Here is a 22200-nt window from a genome sequence, read left to right as displayed (position 1 = left end):
TTTATATTTGATCAACTGTCTCGCACCAGCATATCTATGGTTTGTTGTTTCGAATCTTATGGCCGCTCTGTTCTGGTGTTCCATTTGCTCGAAACAACCTTGAGTACCCAGAACAGATCTTGTCTCACGCCAATAAAAACTGTGTACTGATCAGCAGCCCTGCTCTGCTCAAACGATTAAAGCACGAAACAAAATCTGCACAGCTTGCTGGTGTGTTCTCTTCTGGTGGCCCATTGCCAACTGAATCGGCTCACCAATCACGTAGCCTGCTTGGTCATTTACCTATCGAGGTCTTTGGTAGCACTGAAACCGGCGGTATCGCATTTCGTCAGCAAGAGAGCGCTCAAACACCTTGGCAACTTTTTGACTGTATTGAGGCTAGTCTCAACAGTGAGAATTGCATTAAGTTATTGTCGCCGTACATCGACAAAAACAACTGGTATCAAACCGCCGATGAGTGCGAAATGGTCTCGGATAATCAATTCATATTGAAAGGCCGAACCGACCGAGTGATCAAGATAGAAGAAAAACGAGTATCACTGGTTGAAGTCGAAAAGCGACTAGAGCAACTGCCTTGGATAAGTGAATGCGTGGTGATTCCATTTGAAGAGCCTGAACGCTTAATCTTGGCGTCGGTTTTGGTATTATCAGACGAAGGCCAAGAGACACTCGCGACCATGAGCAGAGGCAAGTTCTGGTTGATGCTGCGTTCAGAACTCAGAAAATGGTTAGAGCCAATCGCCATCCCGAGAAAGTATCGTGTGGTTGATGAGATTCCCCTCAACAGCCAAGGCAAGCGATTAACTTCTCACATAGAGCAGCTCGTAAAATCATAGAAATCGCTTATCGTGTTTTACACTGAGTTTATCTTTTTATATTTTTGTCAGAACACCCATTTTCAGCCCAAGGATTCTAAGCACACGCTATGGATAAGAGAAAGCCAAACATCATTGCTGTTGACACTGCAGAGAATGAATCGACCCTGACACTCCATGTTACTGGAGACATCACCGATTTTAAGGGGCACTTCAAGAGTTTCCCTATTCTTCCGGGCGTCACACAGATTGATTGGGCGCTTTACTATGCAGTCCAAGAGCTTAATGTCCCTGGTTGCTTTAAAGGCATGGAGGTCATCAAATTCCAAGAGCCTATCCTGCCCGACTCGACCATACAACTGTCACTCAAGTGGGATGCTGACAAAGATAAATTAAGCTTCAGCTACACCTCGAACAAGGGTGAACAGACCCACTCTTCAGGCAAAATGAAGCTGGGAGAGAAAAGTGAATAGCGCTCCGCTCGAGACTATTTCTCAGCACCAACTTAAAGAGAGCAGCTATAACGCATGCTTCCTGATTCCTTGCTTTAACCATGGCGCAACCATGCCCGCGGTGGTGTCGTCACTCCATCATTTTGAGTTGCCGATCATCATCGTTGACGATGGCAGTGAACTCGCGACTAAGCAGTTTCTGGCTCCACTTGCCGATAGCCCAAGCGTGACTTTGGTGACGCTTGAACAGAACCAAGGTAAAGGTGGCGCAGTAAAGGCTGGTATCAAGCGAGCGCAAGAGCTTGGTTTTAGTCATGCCATTCAGATTGATGCTGACGGCCAACACGACCTTGAAGCACTACCTGCATTAATCCAAGCTTCGCAAGACAAACCTCAGCGCTTAATATCAGGTCTGCCTGTGTATGACGAGAGCGTGCCCAAGGCAAGGCTCTACGGACGCTACGCGACACACATTTGGGTATGGATAGAAACCCTTTCTTTATCAATTAAAGACAGCATGTGTGGCTTTAGAGCGTATCCGATCAACCAAACACAAGCTGTGCTCAGCAAATACGATGTTGGGTCTCGAATGGACTTCGATATCGAAGTTCTGGTTCGACTGTATTGGGAAGGCTGCTCTATTGATTTCGTTGAAACGCGAGTCATCTATCCTGAAAACGGTATCTCTCATTTCGATGCGCTGTGGGACAACGTAAAAATCAGCTGGATGCACACGCGATTGTTCTTTGGCATGTTGCCAAGAGCACCAAAGCTGATTGCTCGCCATTTCAAATCAACGTCTGCTGAAGATGGTCAAAAACAAGATTCATCGACTGGGTCAAACAACAACGAGTCAGAACAGCCTCATTGGTCTCGCACTCAAGAACGCGGTACCGTACTTGGCATCAAGCTGTTACTAGCCATTTACACCCTGTTAGGTCGCGGTGTATTCAACCTGATTTTGCGTGGTGTGATGCGTTACTACCACCTAACGGGCAAACGCGCACGAAACTCCTCAGAACAGTACCTGTTTCAACTAAAGGCTTACGCAGAGCAACAAAACATTGAGTTACCTGCAGAGCTAACCAGCTATAACCATCTGCTTTCGTTTGGCCATACCATGTTAGATAAACTGGCAGCATGGAAAGGTGATTTCTCGGCGGATAACCTGACGATTCATGGCCAAGACCAATTCGAGAGCATGGTAGCAAATAAGCAAGGTGTGCTAATCCTTGGCTCTCACCTTGGCAATATTGAACTGTGCCGTGCTTTGGGTCGCAGACACTCGAACATCAAAATCAACGCGCTGGTTTTTACAGAACACGCCGAACGTTTTAATTCCGTAATGAAAGCGGTCAATCCTCAGTCTGATCTAAACCTGATTCAGGTGACATCAATGGGGCCTGATACCGCAATCTTGTTGCAACAGAAACTGGAACAAGGTGAGTGGATTGTGATTGTTGGCGATAGAACCTCCACTAGCAAAGAGAGTCGCTCTGTATGGGCTGAGTTCTTGGGTAAGGAAGCGCCCTTCCCTCAAGGACCATTTATGTTAGCCTCGGTTCTCAAAGCGCCAGTATTTCTATTATTTGGACTACGTGACGACTCACAATCTAAGCCGCATTTTAATGTCTATTTTGAGCATTTTAGCGACAAGATAGAACTACCAAGAAAGACTCGCGAACAATCTTTACAGCAAGTCGTACAGAAATACGCAGACCGACTTCAGCACTACACACTGAAAGCACCGCTTCAGTGGTACAACTTTTTTAATTTTTGGACATTGAGCAAGCACCATGACGAAAAAGAATCCAAATAGCATCACCTTTGGTGCCGAACGCCTCACAATTGAGGATGTTGTCGCTATCTCACAAGGCGCAAAAGCCTCGATGAACTCAAGTGAAGCATTCACATCTAAGATCGACCGTGGTGTCGCATTCTTAGAGCGCCTACTGAAAGAGGAAGGCGTAATTTATGGTGTAACAACGGGCTACGGTGATTCATGTACCGTTGCGATTCCACCAAACCTTGTTGATGAATTACCACTGCATCTAACACGCTTCCACGGTTGTGGCTTAGGTGAAATACTGTCTCACGAACAAGCTCGCGCAGTCCTTGCAACACGTCTTTGTTCGTTGTCACAAGGCGTCTCTGGTGTGACTCATGATTTGCTCAACCAGATCGTTACTCTGATTAACCAAGACATTTCACCGCGTATTCCTCAAGAAGGCTCTGTCGGTGCCAGTGGCGACTTAACGCCTCTCTCTTACTTGGCTGCAGCCCTAATCGGTGAGCGAGATGTTATCTACAAAGGCGAAGTTCGCCCTACTAGTGACGTCTACAAAGAGCTAGGAATTAGCCCTATCAAGCTTAAGCCAAAAGAAGGCTTGGCATTGATGAATGGCACGTCAGTAATGACGGCTTTAGCGTGTATCGCTTACAAGCGTGCGGAATACCTAGCTCAGCTATCAACTAAGATAACGGCAATGGTATCTGTCGGTATGCAAGGCAACGATTTCCACTTCGATGAAGCCTTGTTCGCAGTAAAACCTCACCCTGGTCAACAACAAGTTGCGGCATGGCTGCGCGATGATCTGCAAGCAGATCGCCCGCCATGCAACAGTGATCGCCTACAAGATCGTTACTCTCTGCGTTGTGCGCCACATGTGATTGGTGTGGTTCAAGACTCTCTGCCTTGGCTACGCCAAATGATTGAGAACGAGTTAAACAGTGCTAACGATAACCCAATTATCGATGGTGATAATGAGCGCGTACTGCACGGTGGACACTTCTATGGTGGTCATATCGCAATGGCAATGGATACACTAAAAACTGCCATAGCCAACCTTGCTGACCTGCTTGATCGCCAAATGGCGCAGTTGATGGATTACAAGTTCAACAACGGCTTACCATTTAACCTAACGGGCGCTGAAGGCGAGCGTAAACCGATTAACCACGGCTTTAAAGCAGTACAGATTGGCGTTTCAGCTTGGACAGCAGAGGCATTAAAACACACCATGCCAGCAAGCGTGTTCTCTCGCTCAACAGAGTGTCACAACCAAGACAAAGTCAGCATGGGTACCATTGCGGCTCGTGACTGCTTACGCGTTCTTGAACTGACAGAACAAGTAGCGGCTGCTTCTCTTCTGGCTGGTACGCAAGCACTTGAACTTCGTAAACGCCACAATGAACTTGATGAGTACCACATGAGTGAAAACCTCAAGCACATTCGTGACGAAGTACTGAAAGAGTTCGAGTTTATAGTCGAGGACCGTCCACTTGAAGGCGATCTGCGCCACTTTATTTCTCGTATTCAAAATCAGCATTGGTCACTTTACTAAAAGAACTTTACTCATAAAGTAGCCAACCATTTACGCAATATTGTTGAGAGCGATTTATGTCTGAAATCCTTCATCCATTACAATCTGAGGTCACACTTATCACCTCATTCCAAGATGCCGATCCGATGGGCGTGATCTATCACGGCAACTACTTCCGATTTTTTGAAGAAGTAAGACGCATCATGATGGATAAGATTGAGTACAACTACCATGAGATGAAGGATTCAGGCTACATGTGGCCGATCATCGACACGCGTGTAAAGTACATTAAGGCGATACCGTTTAATCACAAGATTAAGGTCACGGCGAAGCTCACCGAGTGGGAAAACCGCCTGCGCGTCGATTATGAAATTCATGATGCCCTAACCGGTGCTCGCATGACTCGAGCACACACAATGCAGGTTGCAGTGACTATTGAAGAGCAAGAGATGTGCTTCGCTTCACCGAAAGTGTTTACAGACAAAGTCGAGCACTGGCATCAATTTGGCTGCTTATCCCAGTCAACTGAGCAGCAGCCAAGCGACCAACAATCAGACCCATCTCAAGTATCTAACACACAGCAGGTGAAACATGAGTCTGTTTAAGCGGGGAAGTAAGCAAATCAGCATCGCACTACTAGGGCTTGCCTCTGTGGTGGCGAGTAGCTTTGTTATTGCTAACGAAAATTCAGTAACCGTCGGCTCTATTTCAGATCTGCAAACCGTATTAAGCGCAAACAATATAGTGCGCGGTGAGTTCACCCAAACACGCAACATGGAAATGTTCGCCCAGCCTCTAACATCACAAGGTACATTTCTGTTAGACAAATCAAGTGGCTTACTCTGGACACAAACAACACCGTTCCCTGTGAGCTTGGTGCTAACCGATAACAAACTGAGCCAAAGGTTTGCCGATCAACCCGCTAAAATCATCACCGATAAAGAAAACCCAATGGCGTTTTATTTCAGCCATATATTCTTGTCGGTGTTTCATGGGGACACGCAAAAACTTCAGGAACAGTTCGCACTCGATTTTGAGCCAGCAACTGTCACAAGCTCTGATGAAAATACAGAGAATAAGTCATGGACGCTCACTCTAAAGCCAAAAAGTGCGCCGATGAACGCGGTGTTTGAAGCCATTACTCTGCAAGGCCAAAATGATATTGAACGCATTGAACTGAGAGAGATTCGTGGAGACAGCACGGTGATCGAATTTAGTCAGTTAAGCCATCTACCGGAAGTATTATCAGATGCTGAAGCGCAACAATTCCAACTCTAGTCTTGCCCTTGTTTGGCTTGTTTTCGTGATGCTATTTAGCGGATTGTTGATAAAACAATTCGCTTTTTCTTCGTCGGTACCGATTGAAAGCAACATCCTAAAGTTACTGCCAGAAAACCAGCAAGACCCAATGGTAGAGCAAGCCTTTCAGCAGATATCCAGCTCGATGAGCGAGCAAGTGGTGTTTATCATCAGCGCCCCCGACATCGAACAGGCCATGGTTGCGACCGACGCTTTTGAAAAAGCTCTCAACCAAAGAGCCTTTTCAAGTCAGCCAACTCTGTTTCAGCAAGTTCAAGGCAAAATCAGCGCCAGCACCCAAAGCCAATGGAGCGATTTCTACTTTCGTCACCGAGCTCAACTGCTTACCCAGCAACAAAAAGAGACGCTGACCCACTCGCCTGATTCACGAGCTCAATATGTGATTCAGTCTCTGTACAATCCGTTTTCAGGCGTGACTGCAGCCGAACTGTCGATGGATCCATTTCTACTATTTCGCGACTACATCAGTGCCGTTGGCGTTCAATCAAGTAATTTTGTTCTGAAAGAGGGATACCTCACCGCTCAATCTAATGACCAAACTCATATTTTGGTTACAGCAACTCTGGCTGGCTCGCCTTATAGCTTGGCGATTCAAGAACAACTTCCCGATCTTGATTCAATTGAGCGCGAAGTCGAAAAACAATTTAACGTCAAAGTGCAGCATACCGGTGTGGTGTTCTACGCCAATTACGGTACCGAAAGTGCGAAATCAGAAATCAGTACCATTGGCTTGGGCTCATTGGCCGGTGTTATTTTATTGGTGTGGCTGACGTTTCGTAGTGCCCTACCACTTGCCTTATCTTTGCTCTCAATCAGTACTGGATTATTGGTTGCGCTGGCAAGCACCGTCGCTATCTTCGGCAAGGTTCACCTGTTTAGTTTGGTGTTCGGTGCCAGCTTGATTGGCGTATCGATCGATTACTCCTTTCACTACCTGACTGACCGCTTGGCAGCTGGAAGTCAATGGCAAAGTGACAAAGGCTTGAAACACATTCTCATTGCGATCACCTTGGGTCTTATCACCAGCTTGATTGGCTACTTAGGTTTGTTAGTCGCGCCTTTCCCGGGATTGCAGCAACTTGCTCTGTTTTCGTCGATTGGGCTGATCGCAGCTTACGCCAGTGTGGTGTGTTGGTATCCCGTTTTAGCGGCAAAACCAAGCCAAGAACGTCCTCTTCCCCTGTCGAAGCTTTGGCATACTTGGTTAAGCCTCTGGAGCAACCAAAAATTTAGAATTGGCTTACCGTTAGCTGTGACTGTCTTGAGCCTGATATCACTCAGTCAAATTCGCTACGACGACGATATTCGCCAACTTCAGGCGATGCCAGAGCAACTCAAACAGCAAGAGCAAGCCATTACTGAAATCTCAGGGTTAGGCAGTGGTCAAAATATGCTTTTGGTGACTGCCAAGAGCGACCAGAAGCTACTCAAAAAACTGGCAGAAATCACCACAAGCTTAGATTCTCTAGTCGATAGCCAAGGTATCTCAGGGTATCGCAGCATCAATCAACAGTTGCTAAGCGAAAAAGAACAACATGATAACTATCAGTTAGTTGAAAAGCTCTATCGCCAACAAAGCCATATATTACAAAGCACGCTAGGCTGGTCTACTTTTCCACAACTACCAAAATTCGCACCCATCACGGTATCTGGATTTTTGGAGTCACCGGTGTCAGAACCCGTTCGACCACTTTGGTTAAAACCGATCGATGGGCAAGCCGCGTCGGTCATTTTGATCAAAGACGTCACAGATTCAGAACAGTTCTCTCAATGGCTCGATTCAAGCTTTGCTCAGCAACAAGGTGTTAAATACCTTAATAAAGCCGATGAAATCTCTGCTCTCTTTGCGGAATACAGAGTCAAAATCACAGAGTTATTATTGATAGCGTTAGCCGCTATTGGAATGGTTTTAGGTTGGCGTTACGGTGTGAAGCAAAGCCTATTAATGCTGTTGCCTTCATTGATTGCCGGCGTAGCGGGATTAGCGGTCACGGGTATCTTAGGTTCCACGTTGAACCTGTTTAATCTGCTGGGCTTAATTCTGATTTTAGGAATTGGCATCGACTACACCCTGTTCTTTTCTGAGCAGAAAAAGTCATTGAGCACCTTACTAGCGATCACCTTGTCAGGCCTCACGACGCTACTCTCGTTTGGCTTATTGTCACTAAGTCAGACTCATGCCATTCATAGCTTTGGGGTGACGGTTCTGACAGGGATCTTTGTCGCGTGGCTACTTTCTCCGCTCGCGATCAACAGTCGTAAAAGCGTAGAACGCCCAACCTCTCGAGAGGCTTTTAGATGAATAAGACGTTAAAGGTAACATTCTCCACGCTAGTGGGTATCCTACTCACTGCCTGCTCGATGGTTTCTCAGCAGCCGAGTGGTGCCAGTGTGTCTATCAACAATGACACTGAGCTCGCACTACCATTGCCAGCTGAACTGGGATACTCCCTCACGGCCAGTCAACTGATTAGCGCTACGTGGGAAAATGATACACAGCAACTGCCTGTTCAAGTCGAGGTCACAGCGGATAAAGTGGTTTTAGCTGGGTTCTCCTCATGGGGTACTCGCATTCTATCGCTGCAATACCAGAATCAAGTGATTGACACACAAGTTCTATCTGGCCTTGGCGCGACTTTACCGCAACCCGAACAGGTACTATTTAATTTAATGCTGACCTTATGGCCAGCAGACGCATGGGCGCAGTCTTTACAGAGCATAGGTTGGCATCTGGTCGATACCGACAAAACAAGAACCGTTTGGGACGACAACCAACAAGCCATCATTCGTATTGAATACCAAGCAAAAGTCGGCGAACCAAAGACATCTGGAGAGATTGTTTTCAAGCATCTAATCCAAGGCTACACCATCACCATACAAACGTTGAACTCAACGATTGTCGACAACCCAAGTAAGAGTTGAACACTATGCCTATTTACATCCAAGACTGTGGTTTCCACTCAGCGTTAGGCTCAAGTCTTTCAGACATTCATGGTTGTCTGAAAGACGAGCGTGAATCAAATATGGTCGAAGTAAATGATATGCTGAACGATGGTAAACATACTGTCGTTGGTCAGATCGCGGGTGAACTGCCACCGATTCCTTCAGATCTTACGCAATACGCCACTCGCAACAATCAACTGGCGCTGTCGGCTCTTAATCAAATTGAAGATTCTATCGAGCAAGCAAAGTCTCAGTTTGGCGCAGATAGAATTGCAGTGGTTATCGGCACCAGTACTTCGGGAATTTCGGACGGTGAAGCCGCTTTTAAACACAAGCTCGACCAAGGTTCTTTTCCCGTGCATTATCACTACTCAAAACAAGAACTAGGGAACACTTCCGAGTTCGTTAGCCAATACTGCTCATTAACCGGGCCAAGCTATGCGATATCGACAGCTTGTTCGTCCAGTGGTCGTGTGTTCCTCACTGCGCAACGTTTGCTAGATTCAGGCATGGCTGATGCTGTGTTAGTCGGTGGTGTGGACACCTTATGTAAGCTGACACTCAACGGTTTTCATGGCCTAGAAGCACTATCAACGACACATTGTAAGCCATTTAGTGCAACCCGAGATGGTATCAATATCGGCGAAGCGGTGGCATTTATGTTGCTCAGCAAAACAAAACTAGCCGGTGTAAATACAGCGCAAGACACGTCAAACATTGCCTTATTAGGTTGTGGTGACAGCTCTGACGCACACCATATTTCAGCGCCCCACCCTGAAGGCAACGGCGCTGAGCAAGCGATGAGAAAAGCGTTATATTCTGCACAGTTACAAGCAAAGGACATCGGTTATATCAATGCCCATGGCACAGCAACGCCACTCAATGATTCAATGGAAAGCAAAGCCATCCATCGTATTTTTGCAAACAAGGTTCCCGTTAGCTCAACCAAGCCGCTTACCGGGCATACTCTAGGAGCTGCAAGTGCGATTGAGGCGGCAATTGCATGGCATATTTTAAAATATGACTTACCGCTTCCCTTACAAAAATGTCAGGATAAAGCTGAAGATATTGAGATTGATTTGGTAAACTGTACCCAGAAACTTAAAGTAAAGAACATCTTAAGCAACTCGTTTGCTTTTGGTGGCAACAACATTAGCCTGATTTTTGGTGTAGTAAATGACTGATATCCCTTCTGTAGACCAACTCCTCCCTCACGATGATCCGATGATATTAATCGATCGTGCTATCAGCGTAGAGGCGTTGTCGATCCACTGCCAAGTCGATATTGGGGACCATAATCTGTTCTTTGACGCCGAATCTCAAACGGTCCCAGCTTATGTTGGAATCGAATTTATGGCGCAGTCTGTTGCTGCTTGGTCTGGATACCATGCACTGAAAAACGGCACCACTCCCCCAATCGGTTTCTTACTCGGTTCTCGCCGTTACAAGTCACTGTGTGATGAATTTACTCAAGGTCAGACCCTTGATATCTACGCCGAGCAACTAATGGAAGACAGCGGCATGGCCGTGTTTACCGCAAGAGTCGAAGACCAAGGTGAGTTGGTGGCTCAATGCCAACTCAATGTCTACGTGCCGACCGAACAAAAATTACAAGAAATGAAAACTAGGAGCCCATCATGAGCCGTCAGGTTTTAGTCACTGGTGCCAGCAAAGGCATTGGTAAAGCGATCGCTATTCAACTCGCGAAAGACGGATTTGAAATCGCCGTTCATTACATGGGTGACAAGCAAGGTGCAGAAGAGACGCTGCAGTCGATCATCGAACTGGGTGGCGCAGGTCGCCTTATCCAATTTGATATCAGCAACCGCAGCGAGTGTCGCGAAAAGCTTGAGTCTGATATCGCTGAACATGGCGCTTACTATGGTGTGGTGAACAACGCGGGCATTACTCGTGACACGGCATTCCCTGCGATGACAGAAGAAGAGTGGGACGGCGTGATTCATACCAACCTCGACAGCTTCTACAATGTGCTCCACCCATGTGTGATGCCTATGGTACAGAAACGCAAAGGCGGTCGTATCGTCACTCTGGCGTCGGTATCGGGCATCATGGGTAACCGCGGTCAAACCAACTACGCAGCAGCTAAAGCCGGCGTGATTGGCGCGACTAAGTCTCTGGCTCTAGAACTCGCAAAACGCAAGATCACGGTAAACTGTGTGGCTCCTGGCTTAATTGACACAGGTATGGTTGACGAGCACGTGAAAGATCATGCGCTTCCTCAAGTTCCACTGCGCCGAATGGGCGAGCCTGAAGAAGTCGCCGGCCTAGTCAGCTACCTTATGTCTGACATTGCAGGCTATGTGACTCGCCAAGTGATTTCAGTTAATGGAGGCTTAGTATGACCCGCCGCGTTGTTGTAACTGGCATGTCTGGTGTTACTGCCTTTGGTAATGACTGGCAGCAGATAGAGCCAAAACTAAAAGCCTGTGAAAATGCGACTCAATATATGCCAAGCTTTGAGCAGTACGATGGTCTCAACACTAAGCTTGCTGCGCCTATTGATGACTTCCAACTGCCAAAACACTATAAGCGTAAACAAGTGCGTGGCATGGGACGAGTATCCCGCCTAGCCACCGTTGCGACAGAAAATGCATTAGAGCAAGCAGGGCTGATCGGCCACGATATTTTAACCAATGGTGAAACCGGCATTGCTTACGGTTCTTCAACCGGCAGTACTGATGCCGTTGGTGCGTTTGGCGTGATGCTCAACGAGAAGTCGACACGTGCGATTACCGCAACCACTTACGTTCAAATGATGCCACACACTGCTGCGGTCAACGTGGGGTTGTTCTTCGGTCTGCGCGGCCGAGTGATTCCCACCAGCAGTGCGTGTACTTCAGGAAGCCAAGCGATTGGTTATGCCTATGAAGCAATTAAGCACGGCTACCAAACCGTGATGGTTGCCGGTGGTGGTGAAGAGCTATGCCCAACTGAGTCTGCCGTTTTCGATACCCTTTTTGCTACCAGTTTAAAAAACGACACACCAAAAAAATCCCCTAGCCCTTACGACAGTGGGCGCGATGGCCTTGTTATCGGTGAAGGTGCTGGCACGCTTGTTCTTGAAGAGTATGAACATGCGGTGGCTCGAGGCGCAAAGATCTACGCAGAGATCATCGGCTTTGCCAGCAACTGCGATGCCGCTCATGTGACACAACCTCAGATGGAAACCATGCAAATTTGTATGGAAAAAGCTTTGAAAGATGCGCAACTTCCGGCTGAAAAGATTGGCTATGTTTCTGCACACGGAACGGCGACTGAAAAAGGCGATATTGCGGAAAGTAATGCGACCGCGAACATTTTTGGTGAAGTACCAATCAGCTCATTGAAAAGCTACTTTGGTCATACGCTTGGCGCGTGTGGTGCGATTGAAGCTTGGTTAAGCCTAGAGATGATGCATTCAGGTTGGTTCAGCCCAACATTGAATCTTGAGAATATCGACGAACAGTGCGGCAAGCTCGATTACATCACAGGCTCTGGTCGCGAATTGGACGTTGAATATCTGATGAGCAACAACTTCGCTTTTGGCGGAATCAACACCTCAATCATCTTCAAAAAAATCTAGGATAGATAATGAAAAATTGGTTAGTTGCTGCTGTTGTCGTTTTACTCGCAGGTTGTAGTGCTCCTAAGTATTCAGGAAACGCACTACCAGAGGCAAATACAATCGAACAAGTAACGATTGTTGAAGATGAAAAAACTCGTGCGGTTTTCCTCGATTCCATGCTCGACTGGTGCCTGAATAATCAGGTTAAATGTAAGGTCGTGGCAGACGGTTCAGAACACAATCCCGAAGACATCACGCTGGATTATGTCTCTCGCTGGAGCTGGGATTTCAGAACCTTTGTGGCAGACGCTAAGATCTCGGCTTATCAAGATCAACAACGCGTAGGCAATGTCGAATTCAAAGCGCCAAACAGCGGAAACTTTTCTAAGTTTGGTGACGATATGGAACGCATAAAGGCGATGATGGATATCTTGTTCGATAAGAAAACAGCCGCGCAAGCGACTCAAATGATTGCCGACGACAAGCTCTAACGAAATTGTTCAGATAGTAAAACTCGAGACAAGTAAAAAGGGTCAGTAACCAAGTTACTGACCCTTTTTTGATTCTAGCAATCGCTCAATTAAGCGTTAGCTTCGCGCTCAGCGATGAACTCAAGAGCCATCTTGATGCGAGCGATTACGCGCTCTTTACCAACAAGCTCCATCACTGCATCAACAGAAGGAGACTGACCGCCACCTGTTACTGCTACGCGAAGTGGCATACCGATTTTACCCATGCCGATCTCTAGCTCTTCACATACTGCTGCAATCACACCGTCTTTGATGTTTGCAGTAGTGAAATCTTCAAGCGCTTCAACCTTAGCAAGAGCAAGCTCTAGTGGGCCTTTAGCAACACCACGTAGGTGCTTCTTCGCTGCGCCAGCTTCAAACTCAGAGAAATCTTCGTAGAAGTAACGAGATTGCTCAGCAAGTTCGATAAGCGTGTTACAACGCTCGCCAACTAGCTTGATCACTTCAGTGATAGCCGGGCCGTTTGTTGTATCGATCTTCTGTGCGTCTAGGTGCCATTGCAGGTATTTAGCAACGTACTCGGGCTCAGAAGTCTTGATGTAGTGGTTGTTCAACCAAAGTAGCTTGTCAGTGTTGAATGCAGAAGCAGACTTGCTGATAGCGTTCAGGCTGAAGAATTCAATCATCTCTTCTTGAGAGAAGATCTCTTGGTCACCGTGAGACCAACCTAAACGAACTAGGTAGTTGTTTAGTGCATTTGGTAGGTAACCTTCGTCGCGGTATTGCATTACAGAAACAGCACCGTGACGCTTAGAAAGTTTCGCACCGTCATCACCAAGAATCATTGCACAGTGAGCGAAAGTTGGAACTGGCGCGCCTAGTGCTTCATAGATGTTGATTTGACGAGGTGTGTTGTTGATGTGATCTTCACCACGAACAACGTGTGTAATACCCATATCCCAGTCATCCACTACAACTACGAAGTTGTATGTTGGAGCACCGTCTGTACGACGAATGATTAGGTCATCAAGTTGGCTGTTCGCGATTTCAATGCGACCACGGATTTGGTCATCAAATACTACGCTGCCTTCTTTAGGATTACGGAAACGGATAACGCATGCATCACCTTCTTTTGCTGCTTCGTTTGCTGCAACAATTTTAGGGTGGTTAGCATCGTAACGAGCCATCTCTTTGTTTTCTTCTTGCTCTGCACGAATTTCATCAAGCAGTTCTTTAGACGCGTAGCATTTGAATGCTTTGTCTTCAGCAAGTAGCTTATCAACCATTTCGTTGTAACGGTCAAAACGCTTAGATTGGTAGTAAGGACCTTCATCCCATTCCATACCCATCCATTGCATGCCTTCTAGAATTGCATCAACCGCTTCTTGAGAGTTACGCTCAAGGTCCGTGTCTTCGATACGTAGAACGAATTCACCACCTTGGTTCTTAGCGAATAGCCAAGAGTAAAGTGCAGTACGTGCACCACCAACGTGAAGATAGCCAGTTGGGCTAGGAGCAAAACGAGTTTTAACCGTCATTTAAATACCTTGATTATGTAGGTGATTCTTTTAGTGCTCGCCATTACAAAGCCTGTAACAGACAAATATCACTAAATTTTGGGCGCTATTTTATCACCACCGCTTAAATCTACAATCAGTAGTGAATGATTAATGTGCTGATATTGTACGAAAGCTATCGTAGAAGGAGAAAACCAATAGCTCAAGTCCATGTCATACGCTCTAAAAAGATAAATTCTCGCCACGCTCGCGATAAATCTCATCCATTCCATCACTCAATATTCCAACAAATATTAAATTCTTGAATTTATGTTTGACCTTACCCTTACGGGAAGGTTTATGTTAGGGCTAGATGAGAATTGGAGTTTCGATATGAACCATTACACAACTGCGCTCAACGGCCTAAATTGCATGGGGTGTGCGAAGAAAGTTCGCACACTGTTTGATGATCTCGAGAATACGACGATCAATGACATATCGCCGACGTACATCGATATTTCGACGCCTTTTAGTTATGTTGAACTCAATGAACAGTTAGCAACCCTTGGTTATTCCATGGGTAATTCACTGCATCTTTCATTATCAGGGCTCAGCTGTGGTAAGTGCGTGAACAAGCTGACTCAAGCGCTTCAACAAACCGAGCAAGCCTCAAATCTAGAAGTCACCAAAGATGAATTGTCGTTGGTTACTCTACTTTCAGAATCCGAGCTTATTGAGCTGATCGAAAGTGTGGGTTACCACGCAGCTCCCTACTCTGAAGCCGATAACCTTTTATCTAATTCTGATTCAGAAAACGAACAAGCTGATAAAAAGATTGAAGATACTGAAGATAAAACCACAGCTAGCCAATATACCTATCACCTTGTTCTTGACGGTATGACGTGTGCGAGTTGTGTTTCTTCGGTAGAGAAGGCACTGAAAAAGAATGAGTTTGTCGACCAAGCGCAGATCAACCTCGCTGAACAAACAGCCTTGGTTTTCACCTCTCAAACAAGAGACATCATTGAAAACGATCTAATAGAATCGGTGAAAGCTGCTGGTTATGGCGCTGAGTTTGTCGACGATGCAGCGACTCAACAGCAAAAACAACAAGAACAGCAACTTCGTACTCAACAAGCCTTCCTTAGAAACTCAGTAAGTGCATTGGTGATAGGTGCTCCGCTGATGGCATGGGGCGTGTTCGGTGGCAGCATGACCATTGCTACATTTAACGATCAACTGGCTTGGGGCTTGGTTGGTGTCATTTGTTTGATACTGCTTGCTACCTCAGGTCGTAGCTTCTTCACGAATGCTTGGCAATCATTGATGCACAAACGTGCAACCATGGACACGCTAGTCGCTCTAGGTACTGGCGCGGCATGGTTCTATTCAATGCTGGTTGTGCTGATTCCATCATGGTTCCCAGAACCATCGCGCCATGTCTACTTTGAAGCAAGTGCAATGATCGTTGGCTTAATTTCTTTGGGTCATTACATCGAAGCCAAAGCCAAAGCACGTACTACAAAATCGCTGCAAGCACTGATTAATTTACAGCCTCAAAAAGCGGTGGTTATTGTCGATGGCAAAGAACAAACCATCGCAGTAGAAGCCATTCAGGTAGGCATGCAGGTACGAGTAAAACCCGGAGAAAAAGTGCCGGTTGATGGTGTCGTAGTCTCAGGTGAATCTTATATCGATGAGTCGATGCTGACCGGTGAACCACTTCCCAACGTTAAATCAACTAATGATGGCGTTTCTGCGGGCACCATTAATGGTGATGGTAGCTTAATTATTGAAGCGACTGGGATTGGATCAAGCACCATGCTGGCTAGAATCATTCAAATGGTTCGCCAAGCTCAAAGCAGTAAACCAGCAATCGCCAAGCTTGCCGATTCTATCTCAGCCGTTTTTGTTCCGGTTGTGGTCGCAATCGCAGCGGTCGCCGCCCTAATTTGGTTTTTTGTAGGTCCACAACCAAGCGCCAGTTACATGTTAGTGGTATCAACCACAGTGCTGATCATCGCTTGTCCATGTGCATTAGGCCTAGCCACACCGCTTTCGATTACTGTTGGCGTAGGTAAAGCGGCTGAGTTTGGCGTTCTTATTAAAGATGCGGATGTATTGCAGTCTGCCAGCAAAATCGATGCTGTTGTGTTTGACAAAACAGGGACATTGACCCAAGGCAAACCAACCGTTCAACAGGCCTTTTACGCTAATCTAACGGAGCAAGAATTACTGGCTTACGCTTATTCAGTAGAAGTGGGATCTGAGCACCCGCTTGCCAAAGCCGTTTGCCAATATGCAGAGAACTTGGAAGTTTCAGTTCTCCCACACAGCGAATTTGAAAACCAACGAGGGCTTGGGGTTCAAGCTACAATTAACGGCAAGAACGTGCAAGTTGGCTCGCTTAAGTACCTCACCCAGTTAGGTATCAATACAGAGATTGGCGCGGATTTCATCGAGCTTTGCCGCTCGCAAGCGTGGACACCTATTTTCATTGTGATTGACCAAAAACTGGAAGGCATATTGGGCATTTCAGACGCGTTAAAAATAGATAGCAAACAGGCGATAGCTCAACTAAAATCCGCCGGAATTCACACTGTGCTATTAACGGGCGACAACGACTCTGTAGCTCAAGCAATAGGTAAAAGCGTCGGTATCGACGAGGTTATCTCGGAAGTGCTTCCAGAGCAGAAAGCTCAACATATTGTTCAGCTTCAACAGCAATATAAGAGTGTTGCCATGGTCGGAGACGGCATTAACGATGCACCCGCTCTTGCTCAAGCGGATATAGGAATCGCAATGGGCAGTGGCAGTGATGTCGCGATTGAAAGTGCGCAAATGACGCTACTCAACTCATCGCCATTATCAGTAAGCAACGCGATCGAGCTATCTCAAGCGACCGTGAGAAATATGAAGCAAAACCTATTTGGTGCCTTCATCTACAACTCGCTTGGTATTCCTATCGCGGCCGGTGTGCTTTACCCATTTTTCGGATTTCTGCTTAGTCCAGTAGTTGCAGGGGCAGCGATGGCGATGTCGTCAATTACTGTAGTAAGCAATGCCAACAGGCTAAGATTGTTCAAACCAACTCATTCTAATATTAATAAAAACCATATTCATGAGGTTAACCATGATTCGTAAAATTATGACTCTTACTGCACTCGCTGCAATCTCAGGACAAGCTTTAGCTACTGATGTTCTAAACCACAAATCTCCATACTGCGGCTGCTGCACAGAATGGACAGAACATATGCGAGATGCTGGGTTCGATGTTACTGAGAAGCTCCACGATGATATGAACCCAATCAAGCAGAAACTAGGGGTAACACAGGAGTTAGCCTCTTGCCACACTGCAGAGATCGACGGTTACATATTTGAAGGGCATATTCCAGCAGATGACATTAAAGCCTTTCTAGAAAACCCGCCACGTAATGCGATTGGTTTAGCGGTTCCGGGTATGCCAATGGGTTCGCCAGGCATGGAGTATGGCGATAAGAAAGACGAGTATTCTGTGTATGCGTTTAATGAAAAAGGTCAGGTGTTTGAATACCGTCACTACAACGGGAAATAGAACCTAAACAGACCAACATACAGCAATAAAAAGAAGTCATAAAAATAGAGCCTAGCATTCAGTAAACCCAAGACTGTGGTTTACTTGCTAGGCTCTTTGCTTTTGGACAGTAAAGCAAATCTTGTCGCGGCACCAACCGGGTTGTTAGTACCGCTATGTTCCCCTCGCTAATTAGCTAGCAAGCTATTTAACAAAGAAGTTCTCTCGGCTAATAATCTAATCGACTAAGCAACCAAGCGAATCAGCTTAGAAGCCGTAAGAAGCACCGAATACGAATGCGTTGTTCTGCTTAGAATCGCCGTTTGCGAAATCTACACCGTTAGCTTGGCTACGGAACTCAAAGTAAGGTTGAACACCTTGACGAGTCCATGTTGCACGTAACTCGTGGTCCATCGCTTCAGCGTCAATCATGTAAACGTTGTTGTAGCTAAGCGCTAAATCAGCATTCACTGTGTAAGCAATGCGGTTATCCATGCGGTAGTCTGTGTCAGCATTAGCTGAAGTATCATCGATGTGTGCACGAGTACGGTTACTAATAGAGATGCCGTTGTCGAAGTTGTAACCGATCTTAACTAGTGGACGGAACTGAATGCTTTCGCCTGCAGAGAATAGGTGTTGGTAACCCGCAGCAACCCATAGGTTGTCAGTGATGTTGAAAGATTGCTCACCACCTACAGTGATGCCTGGAGTAGTATTACCTGCACCGCCATTTTCAGATTCAAGTTTGCCCAGTTGGATACCATCAAACTCAGAATAAACCGTGAAACCGCCTAGAGAGTTGTCAAACGTGTGACCAGCTTCTAGCGTAGAAGTCATGTCAGAACCGTGGATACGGCCATCGTCATGAATTTGGATGTTACCCGTTACGTAAGAAGAACCAGCAAAAGCACTAGAAGCGAAAGCAAGAGAAAGAGCACTTAGAGCGATAATTTTTTTCATAGTAAACTGCCTTAGTTTAATTTTTTCAGCGGCACATCTTCGGTACATCATTCACCTTCACCGCTTGAGTAGTTGGTAGCCTCCCTGGCATGAAATCTATGTTGCTCGAATTAATTCGCGTTTAAAAATAAAAGAATGGGCAGAGTGATCTCTCTCACTATCAAAAAAGAACAAGTTATTTAACATTTTAAAATCATATAGTTAAAAACATAAAAATTGATAAAAAACTCAAGACGAAAAAACGTACAGATCCAGATCACATTATTTCACGCTGCGAAATTAGAATAAGTTAGTTCAATCACACTTGATTTAGAGTTTTTTATGGGGGACTTATTTTTTGAAGAGAATAATGAGAAGCGCGTCACTTTTGCGATGGAACTCACCTTATGTGCATTGTTGACGATATAAACAAAGAGTATTTCTATATGTTTCAGCTTAAGAGAAGTGCCTAACTTAGTTTGGACGAAAAAAAAGCTCCCACTTTTATCTGATTAAGACAATAGCTAGGGAGCTTTTCTATTAATGTTGCTTATCGATTATTTTACCGAAGTCACTCGACTTACTTTCTCGCCACTTTCAGAGATAGAGCGGATGTAAGTTTCGCCAGAAACCGATGGACGTTGTTGCTCATCATACGTTAGCCAGTTTTCACCATCAGCTGAGTACTGAAGCTCTACGCCTGGGAATTGAACGTTCATTGCAAGCTTGCCATCAACCACTTTTGCACCCGGAACTGGCAGTCGGTAATCAATACCCGCTTTTTCAAGCTTAGCCAGCTCACGTTGGCCTACAATATTCGCGAAACGATTAAAGTCACTGTTTAGAGCCTGCTTATTTACTAAGTCAGTATCTTGAGAGTACTCAACGCCCACTTTGTAGTCGTTTTCCCAATCCGCTCGGTGCCATGCACGCTCAGCTGCGGCAAGAACGCGCGGGAATACCATGTATTCATACTGCTCGTCGGTACGTACTGTTTCAGACCAAAGCTGCGCTGACAAACCGTAGAAAGGTTTCGCTTCAATCTCACCTTTACCACTGAAACCATTGCCGTCACGGTCTAATGACGTTTCTGCGTTTTGTGGCATGTTCTCTGGAGCAAAGCCAAACATCTTACGAGTATCAGTTGCACGCGTTGCCCAGTAGTAACCACGTTCTGCTGCGTCTACTTCGTATGGCATATCCATGTATACGTAATCTGGGTTAGAAACAATTACGTCATAACCTTTCGCAGACCAGTCGTAAACTGATGAAGTACCGCCCCAGTAAAGAACATCCCAGAAGTTAACGCGCGTACTTTCTGTTGCAAATGCTTCTTCACCTTCGCTGTATTTCAGGCCATCTTGCCACGCTTGGAAGTGTGGAATGCCCTTCTCAGCAACAATCTTAGACACCTCTTCTGCAAAATGGCTTGGCAGGTGACCGAAATCGCTTACTGTACCGTCAGCAATTAATTTCTGACATTGTGGAGATTGTTGGAACGGCTTATCTTGCTTAGATAAGTCAATGTTACCTTTCCATGCCACTTTGTCTTCTGCATTAATATCTTGTAAGCCAGCGCCTAACTTAATGTTTTTCGCTTCATCGCCACCAAAGTGCCAAGTTGTTAGCGGAACCCCCGCTTCTTGGTGCATTGCTGCCACTTCAGAGATCACTTTATCAACAAAGTGAGTCGACGATTCCATACATGGGTTAATGAAACTTTGCTTATCGTAGAACTGAACAGTCGTCACGTTCGATGTATCTTGTGGATCCATCAAACGGTATTCGTTCGCTTCCGCTTCTTTACCTTCCGCCATTAGGCGAGTGTAACGTGCTTCCATTGATACCACAGCAGAACGAGCGTGTGCTGGCATATCAATCTCTGGGATAACTTCGATGCTGCGCGCTTTTGCGTAGCTTAAGATCTCGACGTAATCCGCTTTACTAAAGAAACCAGAGCCGAAGTTGTCTGTTGTTGGACCTGAACCTAGCTGAGGCAGTAAACAGCTTTGCTCTTCCAAATCGAAACAACGGTTAGACCCTACATCCGTTAGCTCTGGTAAACCTGGGATTTCTAAACGCCAACCTTCATCATCCGTTAAGTGAAGGTGCAGTTTATTCATCTTGTAGGCTGCCATTTGATCTAGCGTCGCTAGGATGGCATCTTTTGAGTGGAAGTTTCGAGCAACATCCACCATCACACCACGGTAATCAAAGCGTGGCGCATCTTGGATCGACAGTTGTGGTAATGATTCAGCATTCTGACTGTCTATTAGGCCAAAAATAGACTGAACTGCGTAGAAAGCGCCTGTTTTATCAAACGCTTTAATTGCAATCCCCTCTTTCGAGATGCTTAGTTCATAAGCGCCAGATTTCGCTAAATCACCCGTAAACTGAGTAGGAACAACAGCGACACTCACAGGTAGGTCGCCACTCACATCTACGTTTACCACATCTGCACGTTCTTCAATTGCTGCGAATTGCTCAGCGTCGAATGCGTCTTTAGGTAGGGCAATACCACCAGCAATGCTAACTGAACCTTCACCGGCTTCTACCGACATTGGCGTTGGTAGTAAAGTAGTTGATACGTCTTGCGTTGCTAGATCCGCATTCTTTTCGAAACGCGTAACAGCAGTCGCCATTACGTTGTTATCATCAGGCGTACGCTTTAGGTTGTTTCCTTCTAAACCTGTTACGAACGACGCGACATCTTCCGTATTCAATGAAGCAATCATCTTAGGTTCTGCATTTGGTGCCGTTACAAATGCACCCGGCATAAAGTCGGTTTCAAACAGTTGCCAGTATTCACTGGTTAATGGAAGAATCACTTCTTCACCCGCTGCAAAACCATCGAACTTTTCTGTTGGTTCTAGCTTGTGTAAGTCGCCGGTTACGCGAGTGATTTTAAACTGCTCATTATCAACATCTAAGATAAGGCGAATACTGTGGAAGTAGATAGTCCAATCTTTTGAATCAATCGCTTCACCATCGTTAGTTAACGTCATGTTCACTTTATTACATGATGCCCACTCTGCGCCTAAGTCCTGACAAGCCATGCCTTCGTTTGCACCGTGGTTCGTCAAGATTTCATATTGCACATCAAGGTTATCAGCCAGTGCATTAACCACCTTTTGCTCTGGTGCTTGTGTCACAGCACAACCCGCCAAACCAGCCAGTACCGCTACAGATAGTAAGTTTCTCTTCAACATCGTATTCACCCATAAATTTAAAAATTGAGTAAGAAGCAAATTGGAGCGCTTCGAAAGTTAGCTAAACTATATGGGCTTATTTTTTACCGTGAATTAAATCAAGCTAATAAAGTGATCA

Annotated in this window: 17 protein-coding genes and 1 pseudogene; 15 read left to right on the top strand and 3 right to left on the bottom strand. The window is 45.9% G+C overall.

Translation table 11 applies throughout. The annotated features are described in order from the left end of the window. Positions 1 to 11: 11 nt before the first annotated feature. From AB4484_RS23600 to AB4484_RS23540, 13 genes and pseudogenes are all read left to right on the top strand, one after another. Positions 12 to 836 (top strand): annotated as a pseudogene (locus tag AB4484_RS23600) (AMP-binding enzyme); the annotation flags it as partial. Positions 837 to 925: 89 nt separating this feature from the next. After that, positions 926 to 1288 carry a 3-hydroxyacyl-ACP dehydratase gene (locus AB4484_RS23595; protein ID WP_048615742.1) on the top strand — a complete coding sequence of 121 codons (363 nt, stop codon included), beginning with the start codon at positions 926 to 928 and terminating at the stop codon, positions 1286 to 1288. Continuing rightward, positions 1281 to 3086: a glycosyltransferase gene (locus tag AB4484_RS23590; protein ID WP_372080623.1), complete on the top strand. Its 1806-nt coding sequence runs from the start codon at positions 1281 to 1283 to the stop codon at positions 3084 to 3086. Before AB4484_RS23595 ends, AB4484_RS23590 begins: the two co-directional genes overlap by 8 nt. Next, positions 3064 to 4608, top strand: coding sequence for a histidine ammonia-lyase (gene hutH, locus AB4484_RS23585; RefSeq protein WP_372080621.1), 1545 nt, complete (start codon positions 3064 to 3066; stop codon positions 4606 to 4608). Before AB4484_RS23590 ends, hutH begins: the two co-directional genes overlap by 23 nt. A gap of 56 nt (positions 4609 to 4664) precedes the next feature. Next, positions 4665 to 5192 (top strand): thioesterase family protein, encoded by a 528-nt coding sequence (locus AB4484_RS23580; protein WP_050633639.1) that lies wholly within the window; start codon positions 4665 to 4667, stop codon positions 5190 to 5192. Beyond that, the gene (locus AB4484_RS23575) at positions 5179 to 5865 is read left to right on the top strand and encodes an outer membrane lipoprotein carrier protein LolA (RefSeq protein WP_372080619.1); all 687 of its coding nucleotides are present in this window, start codon (positions 5179 to 5181) and stop codon (positions 5863 to 5865) included. The genes AB4484_RS23580 and AB4484_RS23575 overlap by 14 nt, the downstream gene beginning before the upstream one ends. Then, positions 5837 to 8209, top strand: a complete 2373-nt coding sequence (locus AB4484_RS23570; protein ID WP_372080618.1) for an MMPL family transporter — start codon at positions 5837 to 5839, stop codon at positions 8207 to 8209. Before AB4484_RS23575 ends, AB4484_RS23570 begins: the two co-directional genes overlap by 29 nt. Beyond that, the gene (locus AB4484_RS23565; RefSeq protein ID WP_372080616.1) at positions 8206 to 8829 is read left to right on the top strand and encodes a DUF3261 domain-containing protein; all 624 of its coding nucleotides are present in this window, start codon (positions 8206 to 8208) and stop codon (positions 8827 to 8829) included. Before AB4484_RS23570 ends, AB4484_RS23565 begins: the two co-directional genes overlap by 4 nt. Positions 8830 to 8834: 5 nt before the next feature. Beyond that, positions 8835 to 10034 (top strand): beta-ketoacyl-[acyl-carrier-protein] synthase family protein, encoded by a 1200-nt coding sequence (locus tag AB4484_RS23560; RefSeq protein WP_372080615.1) that lies wholly within the window; start codon positions 8835 to 8837, stop codon positions 10032 to 10034. Continuing rightward, complete coding sequence (locus AB4484_RS23555; protein ID WP_048611285.1) at positions 10027 to 10491, top strand: hotdog family protein; 465 nt, start codon at positions 10027 to 10029, stop codon at positions 10489 to 10491. The genes AB4484_RS23560 and AB4484_RS23555 overlap by 8 nt, the downstream gene beginning before the upstream one ends. Next, positions 10488 to 11213, top strand: coding sequence for a 3-ketoacyl-ACP reductase FabG2 (locus tag AB4484_RS23550; protein ID WP_048611283.1), 726 nt, complete (start codon positions 10488 to 10490; stop codon positions 11211 to 11213). The genes AB4484_RS23555 and AB4484_RS23550 overlap by 4 nt, the downstream gene beginning before the upstream one ends. Then, positions 11210 to 12433 carry a beta-ketoacyl-ACP synthase gene (locus AB4484_RS23545; protein WP_048611281.1) on the top strand — a complete coding sequence of 408 codons (1224 nt, stop codon included), beginning with the start codon at positions 11210 to 11212 and terminating at the stop codon, positions 12431 to 12433. Before AB4484_RS23550 ends, AB4484_RS23545 begins: the two co-directional genes overlap by 4 nt. A gap of 8 nt (positions 12434 to 12441) precedes the next feature. Next, positions 12442 to 12906 carry an Sbal_3080 family lipoprotein gene (locus AB4484_RS23540; protein WP_048609587.1) on the top strand — a complete coding sequence of 155 codons (465 nt, stop codon included), beginning with the start codon at positions 12442 to 12444 and terminating at the stop codon, positions 12904 to 12906. 89 nt (positions 12907 to 12995) lie between these two features. Here the strand turns inward: AB4484_RS23540 and gltX are convergent, their stop codons facing one another. After that, the gene (gene gltX / locus AB4484_RS23535; RefSeq protein ID WP_017069020.1) at positions 12996 to 14423 is read right to left on the bottom strand and encodes a glutamate--tRNA ligase; all 1428 of its coding nucleotides are present in this window, start codon (positions 14421 to 14423) and stop codon (positions 12996 to 12998) included. A 288-nt stretch (positions 14424 to 14711) separates the two neighbouring features. On the opposite strand from gltX, the gene AB4484_RS23530 reads away from it, so the two are divergent. Together AB4484_RS23530 and AB4484_RS23525 are read left to right on the top strand one after the other, a co-directional pair. Beyond that, the gene (locus AB4484_RS23530) at positions 14712 to 17525 is read left to right on the top strand and encodes a copper-translocating P-type ATPase (protein ID WP_372080612.1); all 2814 of its coding nucleotides are present in this window, start codon (positions 14712 to 14714) and stop codon (positions 17523 to 17525) included. Further along, a complete protein-coding gene (locus tag AB4484_RS23525; protein WP_333010136.1) occupies positions 17515 to 17955 on the top strand; it encodes a DUF411 domain-containing protein in 441 nt (146 codons plus the stop codon). The genes AB4484_RS23530 and AB4484_RS23525 overlap by 11 nt, the downstream gene beginning before the upstream one ends. Before the next feature lie 246 nt (positions 17956 to 18201). On the opposite strand, the gene AB4484_RS23520 is transcribed toward AB4484_RS23525, so the two are convergent. Both AB4484_RS23520 and AB4484_RS23515 read right to left on the bottom strand, forming a co-directional pair. After that, positions 18202 to 18894: an oligogalacturonate-specific porin KdgM family protein gene (locus AB4484_RS23520; protein WP_017064150.1), complete on the bottom strand. Its 693-nt coding sequence runs from the start codon at positions 18892 to 18894 to the stop codon at positions 18202 to 18204. 536 nt (positions 18895 to 19430) lie between these two features. Further along, positions 19431 to 22082 (bottom strand): beta-N-acetylhexosaminidase, encoded by a 2652-nt coding sequence (locus tag AB4484_RS23515; protein ID WP_372080611.1) that lies wholly within the window; start codon positions 22080 to 22082, stop codon positions 19431 to 19433. Between the last annotated feature and the right edge of the window lie 118 nt (positions 22083 to 22200).

Source organism: Vibrio sp. 10N.261.46.A3, assembly GCF_041472995.1.
Lineage (GTDB): Bacteria > Pseudomonadota > Gammaproteobacteria > Enterobacterales > Vibrionaceae > Vibrio > Vibrio coralliirubri.
Note: the sequence above shows the minus strand (reverse complement) of the source record. Positions and strands in the feature narration are given on the sequence as shown.

Bases quoted from the DNA above. Each gene is read 5' to 3' on its own strand.
- AB4484_RS23595 (WP_048615742.1), top strand. From the start codon at position 926: ATGGATAAGAGAAAGCCAAACATCATTGCTGTTGACACTGCAGAGAAT.
- hutH (WP_372080621.1), top strand. From the start codon at position 3,064: ATGACGAAAAAGAATCCAAATAGCATCACCTTTGGTGCCGAACGCCTC.
- AB4484_RS23580 (WP_050633639.1), top strand. From the start codon at position 4,665: ATGTCTGAAATCCTTCATCCATTACAATCTGAGGTCACACTTATCACC.
- AB4484_RS23575 (WP_372080619.1), top strand. From the start codon at position 5,179: ATGAGTCTGTTTAAGCGGGGAAGTAAGCAAATCAGCATCGCACTACTA.
- AB4484_RS23570 (WP_372080618.1), top strand. From the start codon at position 5,837: ATGCTGAAGCGCAACAATTCCAACTCTAGTCTTGCCCTTGTTTGGCTT.
- AB4484_RS23565 (WP_372080616.1), top strand. From the start codon at position 8,206: ATGAATAAGACGTTAAAGGTAACATTCTCCACGCTAGTGGGTATCCTA.
- AB4484_RS23560 (WP_372080615.1), top strand. From the start codon at position 8,835: ATGCCTATTTACATCCAAGACTGTGGTTTCCACTCAGCGTTAGGCTCA.
- AB4484_RS23555 (WP_048611285.1), top strand. From the start codon at position 10,027: ATGACTGATATCCCTTCTGTAGACCAACTCCTCCCTCACGATGATCCG.
- AB4484_RS23550 (WP_048611283.1), top strand. From the start codon at position 10,488: ATGAGCCGTCAGGTTTTAGTCACTGGTGCCAGCAAAGGCATTGGTAAA.
- AB4484_RS23545 (WP_048611281.1), top strand. From the start codon at position 11,210: ATGACCCGCCGCGTTGTTGTAACTGGCATGTCTGGTGTTACTGCCTTT.
- AB4484_RS23540 (WP_048609587.1), top strand. From the start codon at position 12,442: ATGAAAAATTGGTTAGTTGCTGCTGTTGTCGTTTTACTCGCAGGTTGT.
- gltX (WP_017069020.1), bottom strand. From the start codon at position 14,423: ATGACGGTTAAAACTCGTTTTGCTCCTAGCCCAACTGGCTATCTTCAC.
- AB4484_RS23530 (WP_372080612.1), top strand. From the start codon at position 14,712: ATGTTTGACCTTACCCTTACGGGAAGGTTTATGTTAGGGCTAGATGAG.
- AB4484_RS23525 (WP_333010136.1), top strand. From the start codon at position 17,515: ATGATTCGTAAAATTATGACTCTTACTGCACTCGCTGCAATCTCAGGA.
- AB4484_RS23520 (WP_017064150.1), bottom strand. From the start codon at position 18,894: ATGAAAAAAATTATCGCTCTAAGTGCTCTTTCTCTTGCTTTCGCTTCT.
- AB4484_RS23515 (WP_372080611.1), bottom strand. From the start codon at position 22,082: ATGTTGAAGAGAAACTTACTATCTGTAGCGGTACTGGCTGGTTTGGCG.